13 protein-coding genes and 1 pseudogene are annotated in these 17700 nt (G+C 71.3%); 11 read left to right on the forward strand and 3 right to left on the reverse strand.

Annotated features, from left to right (window positions below):
- Positions 1–20: 20 nt before the first annotated feature.
- From HEP81_RS37425 to HEP81_RS37435, 3 genes are all read right to left on the reverse strand, one after another.
- Positions 21–659 (reverse strand): HD domain-containing protein, encoded by a 639-nt coding sequence (locus HEP81_RS37425; RefSeq protein ID WP_037656799.1) that lies wholly within the window; start codon positions 657–659, stop codon positions 21–23.
- Between the two features lie 141 nt (positions 660–800).
- Entirely contained in the window at positions 801–1787 is a 987-nt protein-coding gene (locus HEP81_RS37430) for a GlxA family transcriptional regulator (RefSeq protein ID WP_037656797.1), read from the reverse strand.
- 139 nt (positions 1788–1926) lie between these two features.
- Entirely contained in the window at positions 1927–3531 is a 1605-nt protein-coding gene (locus HEP81_RS37435; protein ID WP_037656795.1) for an FAD-binding oxidoreductase, read from the reverse strand.
- 74 nt (positions 3532–3605) lie between these two features.
- Between HEP81_RS37435 and HEP81_RS37440 the strand changes: the two genes are divergently transcribed.
- The 11 genes and pseudogenes from HEP81_RS37440 to HEP81_RS37490 all read left to right on the forward strand — a co-directional run bounded on the left by HEP81_RS37440 (position 3606) and on the right by HEP81_RS37490 (position 17356).
- Positions 3606–4244 (forward strand): TetR/AcrR family transcriptional regulator, encoded by a 639-nt coding sequence (locus HEP81_RS37440; protein ID WP_037656793.1) that lies wholly within the window; start codon positions 3606–3608, stop codon positions 4242–4244.
- Positions 4235–4628 (forward strand): annotated as a pseudogene (locus HEP81_RS37445) (DUF5937 family protein); the annotation flags it as partial. The gene HEP81_RS37440 and the pseudogene HEP81_RS37445, both read left to right, overlap by 10 nt.
- A 330-nt stretch (positions 4629–4958) precedes the next feature.
- On the forward strand, positions 4959–5207 hold the full coding sequence (locus tag HEP81_RS41900) for a hypothetical protein (protein WP_051850216.1): 249 nt from the start codon (positions 4959–4961) through the stop codon (positions 5205–5207).
- A gap of 108 nt (positions 5208–5315) precedes the next feature.
- Positions 5316–6314 (forward strand): LacI family DNA-binding transcriptional regulator, encoded by a 999-nt coding sequence (locus HEP81_RS37455; protein WP_172624450.1) that lies wholly within the window; start codon positions 5316–5318, stop codon positions 6312–6314.
- Between the two features lie 141 nt (positions 6315–6455).
- On the forward strand, positions 6456–7808 hold the full coding sequence (locus HEP81_RS37460; protein ID WP_037656785.1) for an ABC transporter substrate-binding protein: 1353 nt from the start codon (positions 6456–6458) through the stop codon (positions 7806–7808).
- A 5-nt stretch (positions 7809–7813) separates the two neighbouring features.
- On the forward strand, positions 7814–8767 hold the full coding sequence (locus tag HEP81_RS37465; protein ID WP_037656783.1) for a carbohydrate ABC transporter permease: 954 nt from the start codon (positions 7814–7816) through the stop codon (positions 8765–8767).
- Positions 8764–9642 carry a carbohydrate ABC transporter permease gene (locus tag HEP81_RS37470; RefSeq protein WP_037656781.1) on the forward strand — a complete coding sequence of 293 codons (879 nt, stop codon included), beginning with the start codon at positions 8764–8766 and terminating at the stop codon, positions 9640–9642. Before HEP81_RS37465 ends, HEP81_RS37470 begins: the two co-directional genes overlap by 4 nt.
- Positions 9643–9691: 49 nt before the next feature.
- Positions 9692–11299, forward strand: a complete 1608-nt coding sequence (locus HEP81_RS37475) for a glycoside hydrolase family 13 protein (RefSeq protein ID WP_037656779.1) — start codon at positions 9692–9694, stop codon at positions 11297–11299.
- Positions 11300–11349: 50 nt separating this feature from the next.
- Entirely contained in the window at positions 11350–13530 is a 2181-nt protein-coding gene (locus HEP81_RS37480; RefSeq protein WP_037656777.1) for a discoidin domain-containing protein, read from the forward strand.
- A gap of 1162 nt (positions 13531–14692) precedes the next feature.
- The gene (locus HEP81_RS37485) at positions 14693–15901 is read left to right on the forward strand and encodes a cytochrome P450 (protein ID WP_037656775.1); all 1209 of its coding nucleotides are present in this window, start codon (positions 14693–14695) and stop codon (positions 15899–15901) included.
- 102 nt (positions 15902–16003) lie between these two features.
- Positions 16004–17356, forward strand: coding sequence for a serine hydrolase domain-containing protein (locus HEP81_RS37490; RefSeq protein ID WP_037656772.1), 1353 nt, complete (start codon positions 16004–16006; stop codon positions 17354–17356).
- The last annotated feature ends 344 nt before the right edge of the window (positions 17357–17700 follow it).

Consider the following 17700-nt stretch of genomic DNA (forward strand, 5'->3'; position numbering starts at 1 on the left):
GCGCAGTCGCCGGGTGAGCGTCACTCCGGCCACGGGTTGTTCCGGACGATCTCCACGAAGTCCTTGCGGCGGAACGAGGCGTCGAAGTGGGCCAGGACGTCGTCGTTCATGGTCCCGAAGGTGGTGTCCGGGCGGTCGGCCATGCCGTCGTAGAAGGCCTTCAGGATGCGTTTCTTGAAGTCGGGGCGCGGGTGCGCGGCCAGGACCTCGGCCCGCTGCCCCTCGGTGATCTCCGTGAGGCCGAGGCCGAGGACATCGGTCTCCACACCGAGGGTCACCACGGCGATCTCCGGCGACAGCTGGAGCGGCACCTCCGGGGTGGTGTGCAGCGCGATGGCGAGCCAGACCTCGCGGGCCTCCCGCTCGGAGCGGCCGTGGTCGAGCAGGAAGGCGCGGGCGGCCTCGGCGCCGTCGAGTTCGAAGCGCCGGTCCTTGGTGGCGTAGGACGCGGTCAGACCGAGGTCGTGGAAGAGGCCGCCCACATAGGCGAGTTCGGGGTCGACGTCGAGCCCGCGCGCGGCGGCCTTCAGCGATCCCCACAGGTAGACGCGCCGCGAGTGGTGGAAGATCGTCTCGTCGGCGGCGTCCCGGACGAGATCGGTGGCTTCGCGGACCAACTGGGTGTCGGGAACGGTGATCCCCGCGATCTTCTCCGACATGAGCGCTCCTCGGTCGAGTGTCGGGTGTCAGGTGCCAGGAGTGGAGTGGAACGCTTCCCAGTCTTCCTGCCGATCGAGGTACGGCCCACCGCGCAGGCTGCCGGGTACCCCACAGATCCGGACCTCGGCGGTCCGGGGCCGTCAGCGGGCCTCGGCCGCTGTGCCGCCCCGGGTGGTGGCGAACCGCGCCCGGTAGCCGCTCGGCGAGACCCCCAGCCGGGCCACGAAGGTACGGCGCATCGTCTCCGAGCTCCCGAACCCGGCGGCCCGCGCCGCCTCGGCCCCCCCGCGGCCCGAGCCGAGCAGCGCTTTCGCGTGCTCCAGGCGGATCTGCTCGACGAACTTCGCCGGGGTGGTCTCCAGCTCGGCGGTGAACATCCGCGCCAGGTGGCGTGGGCTGACGCCGATGTGGGCCGCCAGCGAGCCCGCGGTGTGCGGGAGCCCGGGCTGTGCCGCGACCAGGTCGACCACGGAGCGCAGGGCCGGTGTGCGGGGCGGCCGTACCTCAAGGGGCGCCGAGAACTGGGACTGGCCGCCGGGGCGCTGCATGAACACCACGAGGTTGCGGGCGACGTTCCGTGCCAGGTCGGCGCCGTGGTCCCGCTCCACCAGCGCGAGGGCCAGGTCGATGCCGGCCGATACTCCCGCCGAGGTGACGATGTCGCCGTCCTCCACGAACAGGGCATCGGGCCGTACCTGGACATCGGGGTGGGCGCGGGCGAGCAGCCGGGCGTGCTGCCAGTGGGTGGTGGCCCGGCGCCCGTCCAGCAGACCGGCGCCGGCCAGGGCGAACGATCCGGTGCAGATCGAGACCAGCCGCCGGGCGCGGGGGTGCAGCAGGCGGATCGCCTCGGTCAGCTCGGCGGGCACGGCCCGGATGACGAGCGCGTCGCCGCCCGGGACGACGACCGTGTCCACCTCCGCCATGTCGGCCGCCGCCCCGTCGACGGGCAGGCGCAGGCCCACGGAGGTGGCGGCCGCTGCGCCGGAGGGCGAGGCGTAGCTCAGCGCGTAGTCGGCGCCGAACAGGTTGGCCTCGGCGAACACCTCCGCCGGGCCCGCGACATCGAGCATCTTGATGCCGTCGTACACGAGGAAGAGGATGTGCCGCCCAGGTTCCCGTTCCATGACTGCTCGCCTTTCCGCGCACCGTGTCACCGCCCGCGGGCCGGCGCGGCCCGGCCGTGGCACTCGTAGCCTCCCATCGTCGTCGGCGGCCGCCGGGCCGCGCCATGCCCGAAGGGGCAGCTCCTCGGCGGCCGTCCGGTCAGTCGAGCAGCACGCCCGGATTGAGGATCCGGTGGGGGTCCAGGGCGTCCTTGGCTGCACGCATCGCCAGCGCGAACGCGTCCGGGCGCTGGCGGTCGTAGCCGGGGCGGTGGTCGCGGCCGACGGCGTGGTGGTGGGTGATGGTGGCGCGGTGGCGGTGCAGGACCTCGGTCGCGACGGCTTTGATGTCGTCCCAGATCTCGACCTCGTCGCCGGGGCGGCCCGCGACGGCCACGGTGAAGTAGGGGGCGGCGCCGTCCGGGTAGACGTGGGTGAGGCGGCAGTTGATGGTGGCCGGGTGCCCGGTGGCCTTCGCGGCGGCGGCCCCGACCTCGGTGCGGACGGCGTCGATCAGCGCGGGGATCGTGCCCCAGGTGGCGGCGGTCTCGAAGGTCTCGACGACGGCCCCCATGCGGGCCAGTCCGTCGCGCAGATAGGGCATCCGCAGGAACGCCGAGCGCCAGGCGCCCACCGCGGCGTCCGGCGGGGTGTCGCGGTCCGCCGGGGCGGCCTCGCCGCGACCGCCGTGGGCGCGGGCCAGGTCCACGGCGGCCGTGAGGCGGGCGTCGACGGGGGAGGTGGCGGACTCGAAGCCCAGGACCAGGACGGTGGAGCCGTCGTGGGAGGCACCGGACAGCAGGGCCTCGCCCGGGTCGAGCAGACGGCAGTTGGCCGGGGCGAGATCGGACTGGGCGATGGCCCGCACCGCGTCCAGCGCGCGGTGGAAGTCAGTGAAGGCCACGGACGCGGAGGCCTTGTGCCGGGGGCGTTCCCGCAGGCGCATCCATGCCTCCGTGATGACACCGAGCGTGCCCTCGGATCCGAGGAAGAACCGGTCCGGTGATGGTCCGGCGCCGGATGCGGGCAGTCGCCAGGAGGTGCCGGCCCCGGCGGGCGTGATCACCCGCAGGGACTGCACGAAGTCGTCGATGTGGGTGTGGACGGTGGCGTAGTGGCCGCCCGCCCGGGTGGCCAGCCAGCCGCCGAGGGTGGAGAACTCGAAGCTCTGCGGGAAGTGCCGCAGGGTCAGTCCGTTGGGCCGCAACTGGGCCTCGAGCGCGGGCCCGAGGGCCCCGGCCTGGATACGGGCCGAGCGGGCCGCGGTGTCGATCTCCAGGACGCGGCCCATCGAGGTCAGGTCGAGGGAGAGCACGGCGTGATGGGCCTCGCCGCGGTACTCCACCCCGCCGACCACCGAGGAGCCGCCGCCGAAGGGGATGACGGCCACGCCGTGCTCGCCGGCCCAGTCCAGCAGGTCGGCCACGTCCTGGTCGCGGGCCGGCCGGGCGACGAGATCCGGGATCCGGCCGGGCCGGCCGCGCAGGGCCCGGATGACATCGCGGTACGCCTTGCCCATGGCGTGCGCGGCGCGCGCCTGCGGATCGGCCGTGACCAGGTGGGCCAGGGACGCCGGGGGCGTCAAGGCGGGGCGGCCGATGGACAGGTCGGCGACCCGGGGGATGGGCAGCGGACGGGCGAGGGTGCCGGGCAACAGGGCCCCGGTCGCGATGCATTCGGCGTCGTCGGGGTGGGCGTCGGTATAGCCCCAGCCCCACCAGGAGCGGGTGCGGGAGGTGTGCGGGTCGGTCGCGGTGGCAGGCATGGGCGCGCTCCAACGGGCTCCGGGGGACGGGAATTTACCCAGCAGTAAATTACCCTAGGGTAAGATCTGGTCCCATGACAACGCTCTCCTCCAGGGCCGGTACCAAGGGCGTGCCGAGGGCCGCGCGCGAACGACAGGTCCTGGCCGCGGCCACCGAGGAGTTCGGCCGGCACGGGTACGAGGCCACCACCGTGGCCGCCGTCGCCACCCGGGTCGGCGTCACCAAGCCGCTCGTGCACCAGTACTTCGGCAGCAAGCAGGACCTCTACCTCGCCTGCCTCGACCCGGTCGGCGACCGGCTGCTGGGCGCGATCCGCGCCGCGATGGCCGACCATGACAGCGGCGCGCCGTCCACGCCGCTGCGTGTGCTGCGCGCCCTGTTCACGGCCCTCGACGGGCGGCGCGAGGCATGGTTCGTCCTCTATGATCCGTCGCTGCCGCCCGACAGCGAGGCCGCCCGCCGCGCGGCCCACTACCGCGACGCCATCGACGATCTCGCCGCGACCGGCACCGCCGAGCTTCTGCGCGCCGCCGGGACCGGCGACCCGCTCGACGCCGACGCCCTCAAGTACGCGTGGCGTGGCCTGTGCACCGCGCTGGTGCGCTGGTGGATCAACCACCCCGACCAGTCGGCCGAGGCCATGACCCGGCGCTGTGCCCGGCTCTTGGACGCGGCCCGCACCGCGTTCGCCGACGGGGGCGAACGCGCCTGAAGAACGAGCTGCTGAAGCGCCAGGGCATCGGGGCGGCCCTCGCGTCGGTCTCCGGCGCCGTCACCCTGGCCCCGGCCGGGCGACCGGACCATCGTGGACGAACTCCAGGACAGTGCGACCTCCGCGCACGGCACCGGGGTCACCTTCCTCCCCAGTGTCTTCGGCCGCCCGCATCCGGTGGCGGTCCACGCGCGCGGGTGGCAGCCGGTGGTGCGGTACCCCGTCGCCGAGCCGAGCCCGTCGGAGCCGGTCTCGCCGGAGACGGTCACGCTACGGCTGAAGGCGCTCGCGCATCCGGTACGGCTGCGGCTGCTGCGCACCCTGGCCCGCGGCGCGCACACCGCCGGTGAACTGGCCCATGCCCGGGGCCTCTCGGCAGCTGAGCGGTGGCCGAGGGGCTCGGTCCGTGACGGCTGTGGATAGGGTGGCCGGATGTATGCACAGGGGCGGGGGCTCAAGGTCACAGCGGTGTCGGCGATGGTCGTGCTGGCACTGACAGGGTTCTCCTCGGGCCATGCCCAGGGGAGCCGGGGCCGGCACGGTGATGACGGGGGCGGTTGCAGCAGTTCGCGCCAGGACCACGACAGTTCGTCGGGGTCGCCGGGAAATGGCGCGCCCCGGCCACGGCCCACCCATACGACCACCCATACATCCACCCCCACGGCATCCCCCTCCGCCACTCCCCGGCCCCTCAAGAACGGCACCGCGGCGCTCGTGCGATGCGCGAGCGCCGCGGAACCGTACGCGGTCGTCGAGGTCAGGAACCCGAACGGACGCGCCGCTGTCTTCTTCGTGAAGATGACCTTCAAGAACGGGCGCGGCCTCGTCGTCATAAGCGCGGGCGATCAGGTATCGGTACCCGCGAAGGGCAGGACGACCTACCGGGTCTCCACCATCAGCAGTGGGCGCGTCGAGGAGATCGCTCACTGCGAGGTCGACCCCATAGCCGTCGCCAACTGGTGACCGCCCGTCAGGGCCCTGCTCCGCAGCCTGTTCGGTCGGCCGCGCGCCCGGTCGGCTTCTTACAACTTTACGCAAGCCGCTTACGTATACCGCGCTATTCTTGCGCGCATGACGCGACGACTTGCGGAAGTGGCGAAGAAGGTCGGGGTCAGCGAGGCCACGGTCAGCCGGGTGCTCAACGGGAGGCCCGGGGTCTCCGATGCCACCCGGCAGGCGGTCCTGACGGCCCTCGACGTCCTGGGCTACGAGCGCCCCACCCAGCTGCGCGGTGAACGGGCCCGGCTCGTCGGCCTGGTGCTGCCGGAGTTGCAGAATCCCATCTTCCCCGCGTTCGCCGAGGTCATCGGCGGTGCGCTCGCCCAGCTCGGGCTCACCCCGGTGCTGTGCACCCAGACGAAGGGCGGCGTCTCGGAGGCGGACTACGTCGAACTGCTGCTCCAGCAGCAGGTGTCCGGCGTCGTCTTCGCCGGCGGCCTCTACGCCCAGGCCGACGCCCCGCACGACCACTACCGGCGGCTCGCCGAGCGCAACATCCCCGTCGTCCTGGTCAACGCGGCCATCGAACACCTCGGCTTTCCGGGCGTGTCCTGTGACGACGCGGTCGCCGTCGAACAGGCCTGGCGGCACCTCGCCTCACTCGGCCACGAGCGCATCGGGCTGGTCCTCGGCCCCGGCGACCACATGCCCTCCGCCCGCAAACTGGCCGCCGCGCACACCCTCACCGGCGGTCTGCCGGAGGAGCGGGTCGCGCGGGCCATCTTCTCCATCGAGGGCGGCCACGCCGCCGCCGCACGGCTGATCGACCGGGGCGTCACCGGCATCATCTGCGCCAGCGACCCCCTCGCCCTCGGCGCGATCAGGGCCGCCCGGCGCAAGGGCTACGACGTCCCGGGCCGGATCTCCGTCGTCGGCTACGACGACTCGGCGTTCATGAACTGCACCGAGCCCCCGCTGACCACCGTCCGCCAGCCCATCGAGGCCATGGGGCGCGCGGCCGTGGAACTGCTGAACGCGCAGATCGGGGGCACCGCCGTACCCGCCGAGGAGCTTCTGTTCGAACCCGAACTGGTGGTGCGCGGATCGACCGGACAGGCGCCGCACGACTGAGGCGCCGGTGCACATCCGGTACATCCGCGCGACTGTCAAATAATTACAGAAGTCGCGCGACATCTTGCGGACCCTTGTCGGCGGTGCTTGAGTGTGCCGCGCCCGCAGCTCCCGTTTGAGTGCCACCGAGGGGTCCATCGAATGACAAGTACCGGGTTCCGCCGCACCTTCGTCGCGATCGGCGTCTGTTCCTCCCTCGCCCTCGCCGCCACCGCCTGTGGTTCGGGCGGCGGCGGTTCGGCGAGCGGCAAGACGCGCATCACCGTCAACTGCGAGCCACCGAAGAGCTCCAGAACCGACCGGAAGTTCTTCGACGCGGACGTCGCCTCCTTCGAGCGGCAGAACCCGGACATCGACGTCGTCACCCACGACGCCTTCCCCTGCGAGGACCCCAAGACCTTCGACGCCAAGCTCGCGGGCGGCCAGATGGAGGACGTGTTCTACACGTACTTCACCGACGCCGGGCATGTCGTGGACATCAACCAGGCCGCCGACCTCACGCCGTACCTCAAGGAGTTGAAGAGCTACGGCACCCTCCAGAAGCAGCTGCGGGACATCTACACGGTGAACGGGAAGGTCTACGGCATACCCCGCACCGGATACAGCATGGGGCTGATCTACAACCGCGCCCTGTTCCAGCGGGCCGGTCTCGATCCCGACCAGCCGCCCACGACCTGGGACGAGGTCCGCGCCGACGCCAAGAAGATCGCCGCCCTCGGCGACGGCACCGTCGGGTACGCCGACTACAGCGCCCAGAACCAGGGCGGTTGGCACTTCACCGCCGAGATGTACTCGCAGGGCGGCGACGTCGTCAGCGCCGACGGCAAGAAGGCGGCCGTCGACACCCCCGCGGGCCACGCCGTCCTGGAGAACCTGCACGACATGCGGTGGAACGACAACTCCATGGGCAGCAAGCAACTCCTCGTCATCAACGACGCGCAGCAGATGATGGGCGCGGGCAAGCTCGGCATGTACCTCGCCGCCCCCGACAACATCCCGATCCTCGTCAAGGAGAAGGGCGCCAGCTACGACGACATCGCCATCGGTCCCATGCCCGGCGGACAGGGCACCCTGATCGGCGGCGACGGCTACATGTTCAACAAGCACGACTCGCCCGCCCAGATCCGCGCCGGACTCAAGTGGCTCGAACACATGTATCTGACCCCCGGCAAGGGCTTCCTCGGTGACTACGCCCGCGCGAAGCGGAACAACGCCCCCGTCGGGCTGCCCGAGCCGCGCCTGTTCACCGGCGCCGCCGACGCCGAGGACCAGAAGATCAAGAAGGCCAACGCCAATGTCCCGGTGCAGAACTACCGGAGCTTCCTCGACGGCAACGCCAAGCTCAAGATGAAGATCGAGCCGCCGGACGCGCAGCAGATCTACTCCGTCCTCGACGGCACCGTCTCCGCCGTCCTCACCAAGAAGGACGCCGACATCGACGGGCTCCTGAGGGACGCGTCCGGGAAGATCGACAGCATTCTGGCCCGGAGCTGACCGCCATGACGAAGACGGCCGAGCGGCAGCGGACGGCGACCGCCGTCCCCCCGGTTCCGGCGCCGGCCCCGGCAGGGGACCGGTTCCGGCGCCGCCTGATCGACCAGGTGCGCGCCTACGGCTTCCTCCTCGGCGGCCTGCTCTGCTTCGTCCTGTTCTCCTGGTACCCGGCGATCCGCGCCGTCGTGATCGCCTTCCAGAAGTACACCCCCGGCTCCCCGCCCCAGTGGGTCGGCACCGCCAACTTCACCCGCGTCTGGCACGACCCGGACTTCACCGCCGCCTGGCGCAACACCCTCTACTTCACGCTGCTCGCCCTGCTCATCGGCTTCGCCGTACCCTTTGTGCTGGCCCTCGTCCTCAATGAACTCCGGCACGCCAAGGCCTTCTTCAGAGTCGTGGTCTACCTGCCGGTGATGATCCCGCCGGTGGTCAGCGCGCTGCTGTGGAAGTGGTTCTACGACCCCGGGGCCGGACTCGCCAACGAGGCGCTGCGCTTCGTCCACCTGCCGACCTCGAACTGGTCCAACGGCACCGACACCGCGCTCGTCTCCCTGGTGATCGTGGCGACCTGGGCCAACATGGGCGGCACCGTCCTCGTCTATCTGGCCGCCCTCCAGTCCATCCCCGGCGAGCTGTACGAGGCCGCCGAACTCGACGGCGCGAACCTCCTCCAGCGCATCCGGCATGTCACGGTCCCGCAGACCCGCTTCGTGATCATGATGCTGATGCTCCTTCAGATCATCGCCACCATGCAGGTGTTCACCGAACCGTTCGTCATCACCGGCGGCGGCCCCGAGAGCGCCACCGTCACCGTGCTCTACCTCATCTACAAATACGCCTTCCTCTACAACGACTTCGGCGGCGCCTGCGCCCTCAGCGTCATGCTCCTGCTGCTGCTCGGCGCCTTCTCCGCCGGCTATCTGCGGCTCACCCGGAGCGAGGGGGACACCGCATGACCGCCACCCGCACCCTGATCTCCCCGGCCACCCTCGCCCGCCCGCGCGGCAGAGCGATCTACTGGACGGTGTTCACCGCCGTCGTCGTCCTCTTCGCGCTGGCCTTCCTCTTCCCGGTGTACTGGATGGTCACCGGCGCGATGAAGTCCCCCGACGAGGTGGCCCGGACCCCACCGACGCTCGTGCCCCAGCACTGGCACACCGGCGCCTACACCGACGCCTGGGACCTGATGCAACTCCCGCAGCACCTGTGGAACACCGTCGTCCAGGCGGCCGGTGCCTGGGCCCTCCAGCTGGTGTTCTGCACGGCCGCCGCCTACGCCCTGTCCAAGCTGCGGCCCGCCTTCGGCAAGGTCATCCTCGGCGGCATCCTCGCCACCCTCATGGTGCCGGCCCAGGCACTCGTCGTACCCAAGTACCTCACCGTCGCCGACCTGCCGCTGCTGCACACCAGCCTGCTCAACGACCCCCTTGCCATCTGGCTCCCGGCGGTCGCCAACGCCTTCAACCTCTATCTGCTCAAGCGGTTCTTCGACCAGTTGCCCCGCGATGTGCTGGAGGCCGCCGAGATCGACGGCGCCGGCAAACTGCGCACCCTGTGGTCCGTCGTGCTGCCCATGTCCCGGCCGGTCCTCGGCGTCGTGTCCATCTTCGCGCTGGTCGCCGTCTGGCAGGACTTCCTGTGGCCGCTGATGGTCTTCTCCGACACCGACAAGCAGCCGATCAGCGTGGCCCTGGTGCAGCTCTCGCAGAACATCCAGCTCACCGTGCTCCTCGCCGCGATGGTGATCGCCGGCATTCCCATGGTGGCGCTGTTCCTCGTCTTCCAGCGGCACATCATCGCCGGGATCAGCGCGGGCAGCACCAAGGGCTGACGCCGAGCGCACGGCCGCCGACCGCCCGTCTACAGAAAGGCAAAGCCCAGTGGGACAGCCCACCCATGCCTTCAGCGACCACGAGTGGTGGCGCTCCGCCGTCATCTACCAGGTCTACGTCCGCAGCTTCGCCGACGGCGACGGCGACGGCACCGGGGACCTCGCGGGCGTCCGCTCCCGGCTGCCCTACCTGGCCGAACTCGGCGTGGACGCACTGTGGTTCAACCCCTGGTACCGGTCACCGATGAAGGACGGCGGCTACGACGTGGCCGACTACCGTGCCATCGACCCGGCGTTCGGCACCCTCGCCGAGGCGGAGAAACTCATCGACGAGGCCCGCTCGTCGGGCATCCGCACCATCATCGACATCGTCCCCAACCACGTCTCCGACCAGCACCCCTGGTTCCGTGCCGCCCTCGCCGCCGGCCCCGGCAGCCCCGAGCGGGACCTGTTCCACTTCCGGCCGGGGCGCGGCGCCCACGGTGAACTCCCGCCGAACGACTGGCCGTCGCAGTTCGCCGGCAGCACCGAACCGGTGTGGACCCGGCTGCCCGACGGCGACTGGTACCTGCATCTGTTCACCCCCGAGCAGCCCGACCTCAACTGGGCCCACCCGGCGGTCCGCCAGGAGCACGAGGACATCCTGCGCTTCTGGTTCGACCGAGGGGTCGCCGGTGTCCGCATCGACTCCGCGGCCCTGCTCGCCAAGGACCCGGACCTCCCGGACCTCGCCACGCACCCACAGCCGCACCCGTTCGTGGACCGCGACGAACTGCACGACATCTACCGCTCCTGGCGGGCCGTCGCCGACTCCTACGGCGGTGTCTTCGTCGGCGAGGTCTGGCTCCCCGACGCCGAACGCTTCGCCCGCTATCTGCGCCCCGACGAACTCCACACCGCCTTCAACTTCTCCTTCCTGTCCTGCCCTTGGCACCCCGGACGGCTGCGCGCCGCCATCGACACCACCCTCGCCGAACACGCCCCGGTCGGCGCCCCCGCCACCTGGGTGCTGTGCAACCACGACGTCACCCGCACGGTCACCCGCTACGGCCGTGAGGACACCGCCTTCGACTTCGCCACGAAGGCCTTCGGCACCCCGAGCGATCCGGCGCTCGGCACCCGCAGGGCGCGGGCCGCGGCCCTGTTGTCCCTCGCGCTGCCCGGGGCGGTGTACCTGTACCAGGGGGAGGAACTGGGGCTGCCGGAGGCGGAGATCCCGGTCGAGCGCATCCAGGATCCGATGTACCACCGCTCGGGCGGCACCGACCCCGGCCGTGACGGCTGCCGGGTGCCGCTGCCGTGGGCCGCCGGACTGCCGTACGCGGGTTTCGGCTCCCGGGGCGAGCCGTGGCTGCCGCAGCCGGAGGACTGGCCGTCGTACGCGGCCGACCGCCAGGAGCGTGACCCCGGCTCCATGCTCACCCTCTACCGCAGGGCCATCGCCCTGCGGCCCCGCCTCGGCACCGGCCCCCTCACCTGGCTCCCCGCCCCCGACGGCGTCCTCGCCTTCTCCCGCGCGGGCGGCGCGATCTGCGCGGTGAACTTCTCCGCCACCTCCGCCGACCTGCCCGCGCACTCCGAACTCCTGCTCGGCAGCGGCCCCTTGGACGAATCTGGCCGACTGCCGCAGGACACCGCGGTCTGGCTGCACGCCTGAGCCGCGGCGCACCGCTGTCCCGCGCACCCCCACCACGAAGGGAACAGCTCATGCACACCAGCACCGTCAGTCAGGTCCGGCGCATGCCGGCCATAGGGGCGGTCGTGGCCCTCGCCGCCGGCATGCTCGTCGCCGTCGCGGCGCCCGCCGCGCACGCGGCCGCCGGGGCCACCCTGCCCTTCACCTCGGTCGAGGCCGAGTCGGCCGGCACCACCGGCACGAAGATCGGGCCGGACTACACCCAGGGCACGCTCGCCTCGGAGGCGTCAGGGCGGCAGGCCGTCCAGCTGACCTCCGGCCAGCGGGTGGAGTTCACCGTGCCGCGCGCGGCCAACGCCGTGAACGTCTCCTACAGCGTCCCGGACGGCCAGTCCGGCTCGCTCGACGTGTACGTCAACGGCACCAAGCTGGCCAGGACCCTCCCGGTGACGTCCAAGTACTCCTACGTCGACACCGGCTGGATCGCCGGCAGCAGGACGCATCACTTCTTCGACGACGCCCGGCTGCTGCTGGGGCAGAACCTCCAGGCCGGGGACAAGGTCGCGTTCGTGGCGACCGGCACTCAAGTCACCGTGGACGTGGCCGACTTCGAGCAGGTCGCCGCGGCCGCCGCGCAGCCGTCCGGTTCGGTGTCCGTCGTCTCCAAGGGCGCCGACCCCAGCGGCAACGGCGACTCCACACAGGCCTTCCGGGACGCCATCGCCGCCGCCCAGGGCGGCACCGTGTGGATCCCGCCGGGCGACTACAAGCTCACTTCCTCCCTCAACGGCGTACAGAACGTGACCCTTCAGGGGGCGGGCGGCTGGTACTCGGTCGTGCACACCTCCCGGTTCATCGACCAGTCCAGCTCCGCGGGGAACGTCCATATCAAGGACTTCGCGGTGATCGGCGAGGTCACCGAACGCGTCGACTCCAGCCCCGACAACTTCGTCAACGGCTCCCTCGGCCCGGGCTCGTCCGTCTCCGGCATGTGGATCCAGCACCTGAAGTGCGGACTGTGGCTGACCGGCACCAACGACAACCTGGTCGTGGAGAACAACCGCATCCTCGACACCACCGCCGACGGCATCAACCTCAACGGCACCGCCAAGGGGGTCCGGGTCAGCAACAACTTCCTGCGCAACCAGGGCGACGACTCCCTGGCGATGTGGTCGCTGTACGGCCCGGACACCGACTCCAGCTTCGAGAACAACACCATTTCCCAGCCCAACCTCGCCAACGGCATCGCCATCTACGGCGGTACCGACATCACGGTGCGCGGCAACCTGGTCTCCGACACCAACTCCCTGGGCAGTGGCATCGCCATCTCCAACCAGAAGTTCCTCGACCCGTTCTCGCCGCTGTCCGGCACCATCACGGTCGACGGCAACACGCTGGTGCGCGCCGGTGCGATGAACCCCAACTGGAGCCACCCGATGGGCGCGTTGCGCGTCGACTCGTACGACAGCGCCATCAACGCCACCGTGAACATCACCAATACGACGATCACCGACAGCCCGTACAGCGCCTTCGAGTTCGTCTCCGGCGGCGGGCAGGGCTATCCGGTGCGGAACGTCAATGTGACCGGCGCGACGGTGCGGAACACCGGCACGGTGGTCGTGCAGGGGGAGGCGCAGGGAGCGGCCACGTTCAAGAACGTCACCGCCACCGGCGTCGGCTCGGCCGGGGTGTACAACTGCCCGTACCCGGCGAACTCCGGTTCCTTCACGCTCACCGACGGCGGCGGCAACTCCGGCTGGTCCAGCACCTGGTCGGACTGCTCCACCTGGCCCCAGCCCGGCCAGGGCAACCCGGCGCCCGACCCCGGCCGCAACCTCGCCAAGGGCAGGCCGGCCACCGCGACCGGCTCCCAGGACGTCTACACGCCCGGCAAGGCGGTCGACGGTGACGCCAACTCGTACTGGGAGTCGGCCAACAACGCCTTCCCGCAGTCCCTGACGGTCGATCTCGGTTCCTCGTACGCGGTACGCCGGCTGGTGCTGAAGCTGCCGCCGTCCTCGGCGTGGGGCGCCCGCACCCAGACCGTCACCGTGCTCGGCAGCACCGACGGCTCCAGCTACTCCACCGTGGTCGGTGCCCAGGACTACCGCTTCGACCCGGCCACCGGCAACACCACCACGGTGTCCCTGCCGAGCGGCACGAACCTGCGCTACCTGCGGCTGTCGGTCAGCGCCAACACGGGTTGGCCGGCCGGGCAGTTCAGCGAGGTGGAGGCGTACCTGGCGTCCTGACGTCCCCGCTCCGGACGAGGCGGCTCCGCGAGAGCCGTCTGGGGGTGCCGGTGCCCGCGCGGAAAGGCGCGGGCACCGGCACCCCTCGCGTCCCCGACCCGACGGGCGCGTCGCGTCGGATGCCGTACGGCGCGCGCTCGATCTCGTTGGGGGAGCGCGAGTGGTAAGTGGGTTCGCCAAGTGCGCCCCCGACGCGCCAGGTTGGCTGAAATCGGGCGCTCCGGCCGGAACCTTTGCTTCCCCCGTCCGGAGACTGTCAAGTGGTGCGGCAAGGGTGAGCGGGATGCGGTGGCGGGTCGGATGGTTGTGGGGAGTGCCCCTGGCATATCGCGCTTGTCTCCCGAAGTGGCGTGCGAAGGACCCCTACTGTCGGATAATCACCCCAGATCAGGGCCGGGTTCGGCCATCGAGTCCGCGTGTGTCGCCCGGCGCCGCGCCGAGACCGCGCAGCGGCGCGCGCCGTTCGGGTCCGGGATCGGGCGGATATTTTTTGGCGCGGCCGGTTTGCGGATGAGGCGCCGGGGCACTCGCGGGGGCGACGATCCGGCCGCGCTGTCGTACGTGTGCACGGCCCGTCTGAGATTGCTCGGCGGTGACGCAAAAACACCGGCAGAGTACTCTCCGTTCAACTTCAGGGGGTTGCTTCCGTGTGACTCACCGTGAAGACTGTGGCCGGGATCCATCGAAACGAAGGTGTGACGGGGTACGCATCATGCCATTCATGGGGCGGCATGCTCCACGATTGCGTATCGTCACATCGCGTTCCGAGGAATCGGGGCCGACGGCCCCGTTGCCCGTATACGAACCGGGAGGGTCCCGCGCCATCATCGCGCGGGAGGTTTCGCCAAGGGGGATGGGCTATGTCGAGTTGGTGCGCCGTACGACCGGGCTCGCCGCGGGGCCGTGGCCGGCCGCGCGGCCGCCGCGTCCTGCGCCGTATGTGTTGACGGATTCCGGTCCGTCCCGGCAGCGGACCGACGGCATCTGACGATCCCCCCGCTCCATGGCACGTCATCAGCACGCCATACGGGCCACGCGCTGCTCCCGTCCGGACGGTCGCGCGGCGATGCCCGAGATCTTTCGCCGGCCGGCCCGCGCCGGTTCGCGCCATTCCCCGTGTGTGTGGCTCCTTTGTGCCCGCACGCGCAAGCAAGGAGACAAGGTGATCAGCAGGCAACCGACGGGCGGACGGCTCCTCCTGGAGGAGTTACCCGACCGCTGGCGAGGTCTACGCGAGGCCGGTCCGGTACGGCACGACGAGGCGCAGGGCGTCTGGCAGGTGCTCGACCACGAGCACGTCGCCGCCGTGCTCGCCGACCCGGCGACGTACTCCTCGGACCTCTCCGCCCTCAGCCCCACCCAGGCCGACTTCGAGACCTTCACCCAGGGCAACTTCGTCGGCATGGACCCCCCGGAGCACCGCAAGCTCCGCACCCTGGTCAGCCAGGCGTTCACCCCCCGGGTCGTACAGGGACTCGAACCCCGTATCGAGGCCGTCTGCGCCCGGCTGCTGGACGAGGTCGCCGACCAGGACCGGTTCGACCTGGTCGACACGCTGGCCTATCCGCTGCCGATCATCGTGATCGCCGAACTGCTCGGCATCCCCGCCGAGGAGCACCGGCTCTTCCAGGAGTGGGCGAGCGTCCTGTTCGGCGGCGACCAGCTCGGCGAGGCGCCGGACATGGCCGATCTGGAACGGGCGCTGGAAGCCATCGCCCCCACCGTGCGCGAGATGAACAGCTACATGCTGGACTACATACGCGCCCGCCGCGCCGCCCCCGGTGACGACCTGACCAGCAGACTCATCGCCGCCGAGGTGGACGGCGTGCGCCTGCGGGACCAGGAGATGGTCGGCTTCGTGGCGCTGCTGCTGGTCGCCGGGCACATCACCACCACCGCGCTGCTGGGCAACGCCGTCGTCACCTTCGACCGCTACCCCGAGACGGCCGCGGCGCTGCGCGCCGATCCGCTGCGCATCCCCACCGCCGTCGAGGAGGTGCTGCGCTGGCTGCCCCCCTTCCCCGAACTGGGCCGCCGGGTGACCAGGCCCGTCGTCCTCGGTGGTCACGAGATCCCCGCCGACACGCTGCTGATGGCACATCTGGGCGCCGCCAACCGGGACCCCGCCCGCTTCGACGCCCCCGATGTCTTCGACGTGACCCGCTCACCCAATCCCCATCTGACCTTCGGGCACGGCATCCACTTCTGCTTCGGCGCCCCGCTGGCCCGACTGGAAGCGCGGATCGCCCTGAACATGCTGCATGAACGATTCCGCACCCTGGTGATCCCGTCCCACGAGGACATCACCTATCAGAACCCCGCCGTACTCATCGGCGTCCGGCAGCTGCCCGTCGAGGTCGGCAGAGCATAGGCCCCGGCGCACGAAGCGCACCGGTCGGCCCCCGTACCGCTCACACCCGGGCCGGTCCGCAACACCCGCACATGAGACCCATACAACGGGAGTCCCCTTCTCATGCCGTACACCATCCCCGCCGCTCCGCCCGTTTCCCGGACACCCTCGCTGTTACGCCGGGAACTGCGGGACCGTCTCGACGCGCTCGCCCGCACCCACCGGGTGCCCGGCGCGCAACTGGTCCTCGACACCGGCACGGACGTCATATCCATACACACCGGCACGGCCGACGTCTCCGCCGGCACCCTCCTCACGGGGGAGACGGCCGTCCCCCTGGGCTCGCTCACCAAACCCTTCACCGCCGCCCTGGTCATGCTGCTGGCCGACGACGGTGACGTGGACCTGGACGAGCCCGCCGCCGAACATCTCCAGGAGCTGCGTTCCGTCCCCGAAGTGACGATCCGCCAGCTGCTCAGCCACACCGGCGGGCTGCCCACCGGGCCGGACTCCGACACCGCCGCGGCGACCACCGCCGCCCGCTACCTCGCGTCGGTGTGCACCGCCCATGACCTGCTCTTCCCGCCGGGCACCGACTTCTCCTACTCCAACGCCGGCTATGTCGCCGCCGGACGGCTGGTGGAGACCGTCACCGGTATGCCGTGGGCCGAGGCGGTCCGCTCGCTGCTGCTCGAACCGCTCGGTGTCGTACCGGCGTTCATCGGCGAGACCGCGCCCGCCCGGCCCGTGGCCGCGGGACACGCGGTCAACACCGCCACCGGACAGGCGCTCGCGGCCCGGCAGAACCTGGCACCGCTGGAGGCGCCGGCCGGTGCGCTGCTCGCGAGCGCCGCGGACCTGGCCGCTTTCGGCAACGCGCTGATCGGCCGCTCCGACCTGCTGCCGCCCGCCGTCGCCAAGGACATGCGCCGCGCCGAACCGGCTGCCCGGCCCGGCACCCTTGCCGACGGCTGGAGCCCCGGGCTCGCCCTGTACCAGCGGGGTGACCGCTCCTGGTACGGCCACGACGGCAACGCCCAGGGCACGTCCTGCCATCTGCGCATCGACCCGGAGAGCGGGGTGGTGGTCGCCTTCGCGGGCAATGCCGGGGGTGCGACCGCGCTGTGGCGCGACCTCACCGGGGAACTCGCCCGGCTGACCGGCATCCGGGTGCCCGCCGGCGGACACCCCGTGGACGGACGGCGCCGCGCCGCCCTGCCCGACTGCGTGGGCACGTACCGCAACGGCACCACGACCTACCGCGTCACGACCGGGCCGGACGGCGAGCCCGCGCTGTCCGTGGACGGTGACCTGGCGCTCCCGCTGGTCTGCTACGCCGACCTGTCGTGCGACCTGCGCGATCCGGCCACCGGGAGCCTGGAGCCCGGCGGCCGCTTCCACCGCGACCCGGACACCGGGAGCATCGACCGAATACAGATATCCGGCCGTACGGCGCGCCGCACCGACGACGGCTGAACAAGGGGGCAGGTCGGGCCGCGTGTCGGTCTCGGCGCCGGATCCCGGCCATGACACGGAGGGGTGCCGGCCCCGGGGCCGGCCCAGGTGCCGACGTCCGGTCCCGGTCCCGGTTCCGGTAGGAGTACGACGGATGTCCGGCAGAGGGCCCGTCGCACCCGTCCCATCCCCGCCCCGGAATCCGGTCCCGTCTCCGGTGCGGCGCCCGTAACCGGTACGCCCGTCGGCGCGTACCCGGCCCGGATCCCGCCGTACCGCCCGCCGCACCACCCGGCATGGCGGCGCGGCCGTCACCCGGTCGCCCGGAGGACGCCTGCCAGCGCGTGGAATCGGCACCGCGCCCT

Origin of the sequence: Streptomyces griseofuscus, assembly GCF_014673495.1 — a bacterium.
GTDB lineage: Bacteria > Actinomycetota > Actinomycetes > Streptomycetales > Streptomycetaceae > Streptomyces > Streptomyces murinus.

What these genes read in the sequence shown, in the direction of transcription:
- HEP81_RS37435 (WP_037656795.1), bottom strand. Translation starts at nt 3,531, where the DNA reads ATGCCTGCCACCGCGACCGACCCGCACACCTCCCGCACCCGCTCCTGG.
- HEP81_RS37470 (WP_037656781.1), top strand. Translation starts at nt 8,764, where the DNA reads ATGACCGCCACCCGCACCCTGATCTCCCCGGCCACCCTCGCCCGCCCG.
- HEP81_RS37465 (WP_037656783.1), top strand. Translation starts at nt 7,814, where the DNA reads ATGACGAAGACGGCCGAGCGGCAGCGGACGGCGACCGCCGTCCCCCCG.
- HEP81_RS37430 (WP_037656797.1), bottom strand. Translation starts at nt 1,787, where the DNA reads ATGGAACGGGAACCTGGGCGGCACATCCTCTTCCTCGTGTACGACGGC.
- HEP81_RS37425 (WP_037656799.1), bottom strand. Translation starts at nt 659, where the DNA reads ATGTCGGAGAAGATCGCGGGGATCACCGTTCCCGACACCCAGTTGGTC.
- HEP81_RS37480 (WP_037656777.1), top strand. Translation starts at nt 11,350, where the DNA reads ATGCACACCAGCACCGTCAGTCAGGTCCGGCGCATGCCGGCCATAGGG.
- HEP81_RS37460 (WP_037656785.1), top strand. Translation starts at nt 6,456, where the DNA reads ATGACAAGTACCGGGTTCCGCCGCACCTTCGTCGCGATCGGCGTCTGT.
- HEP81_RS37440 (WP_037656793.1), top strand. Translation starts at nt 3,606, where the DNA reads ATGACAACGCTCTCCTCCAGGGCCGGTACCAAGGGCGTGCCGAGGGCC.
- HEP81_RS37455 (WP_172624450.1), top strand. Translation starts at nt 5,316, where the DNA reads ATGACGCGACGACTTGCGGAAGTGGCGAAGAAGGTCGGGGTCAGCGAG.
- HEP81_RS37490 (WP_037656772.1), top strand. Translation starts at nt 16,004, where the DNA reads ATGCCGTACACCATCCCCGCCGCTCCGCCCGTTTCCCGGACACCCTCG.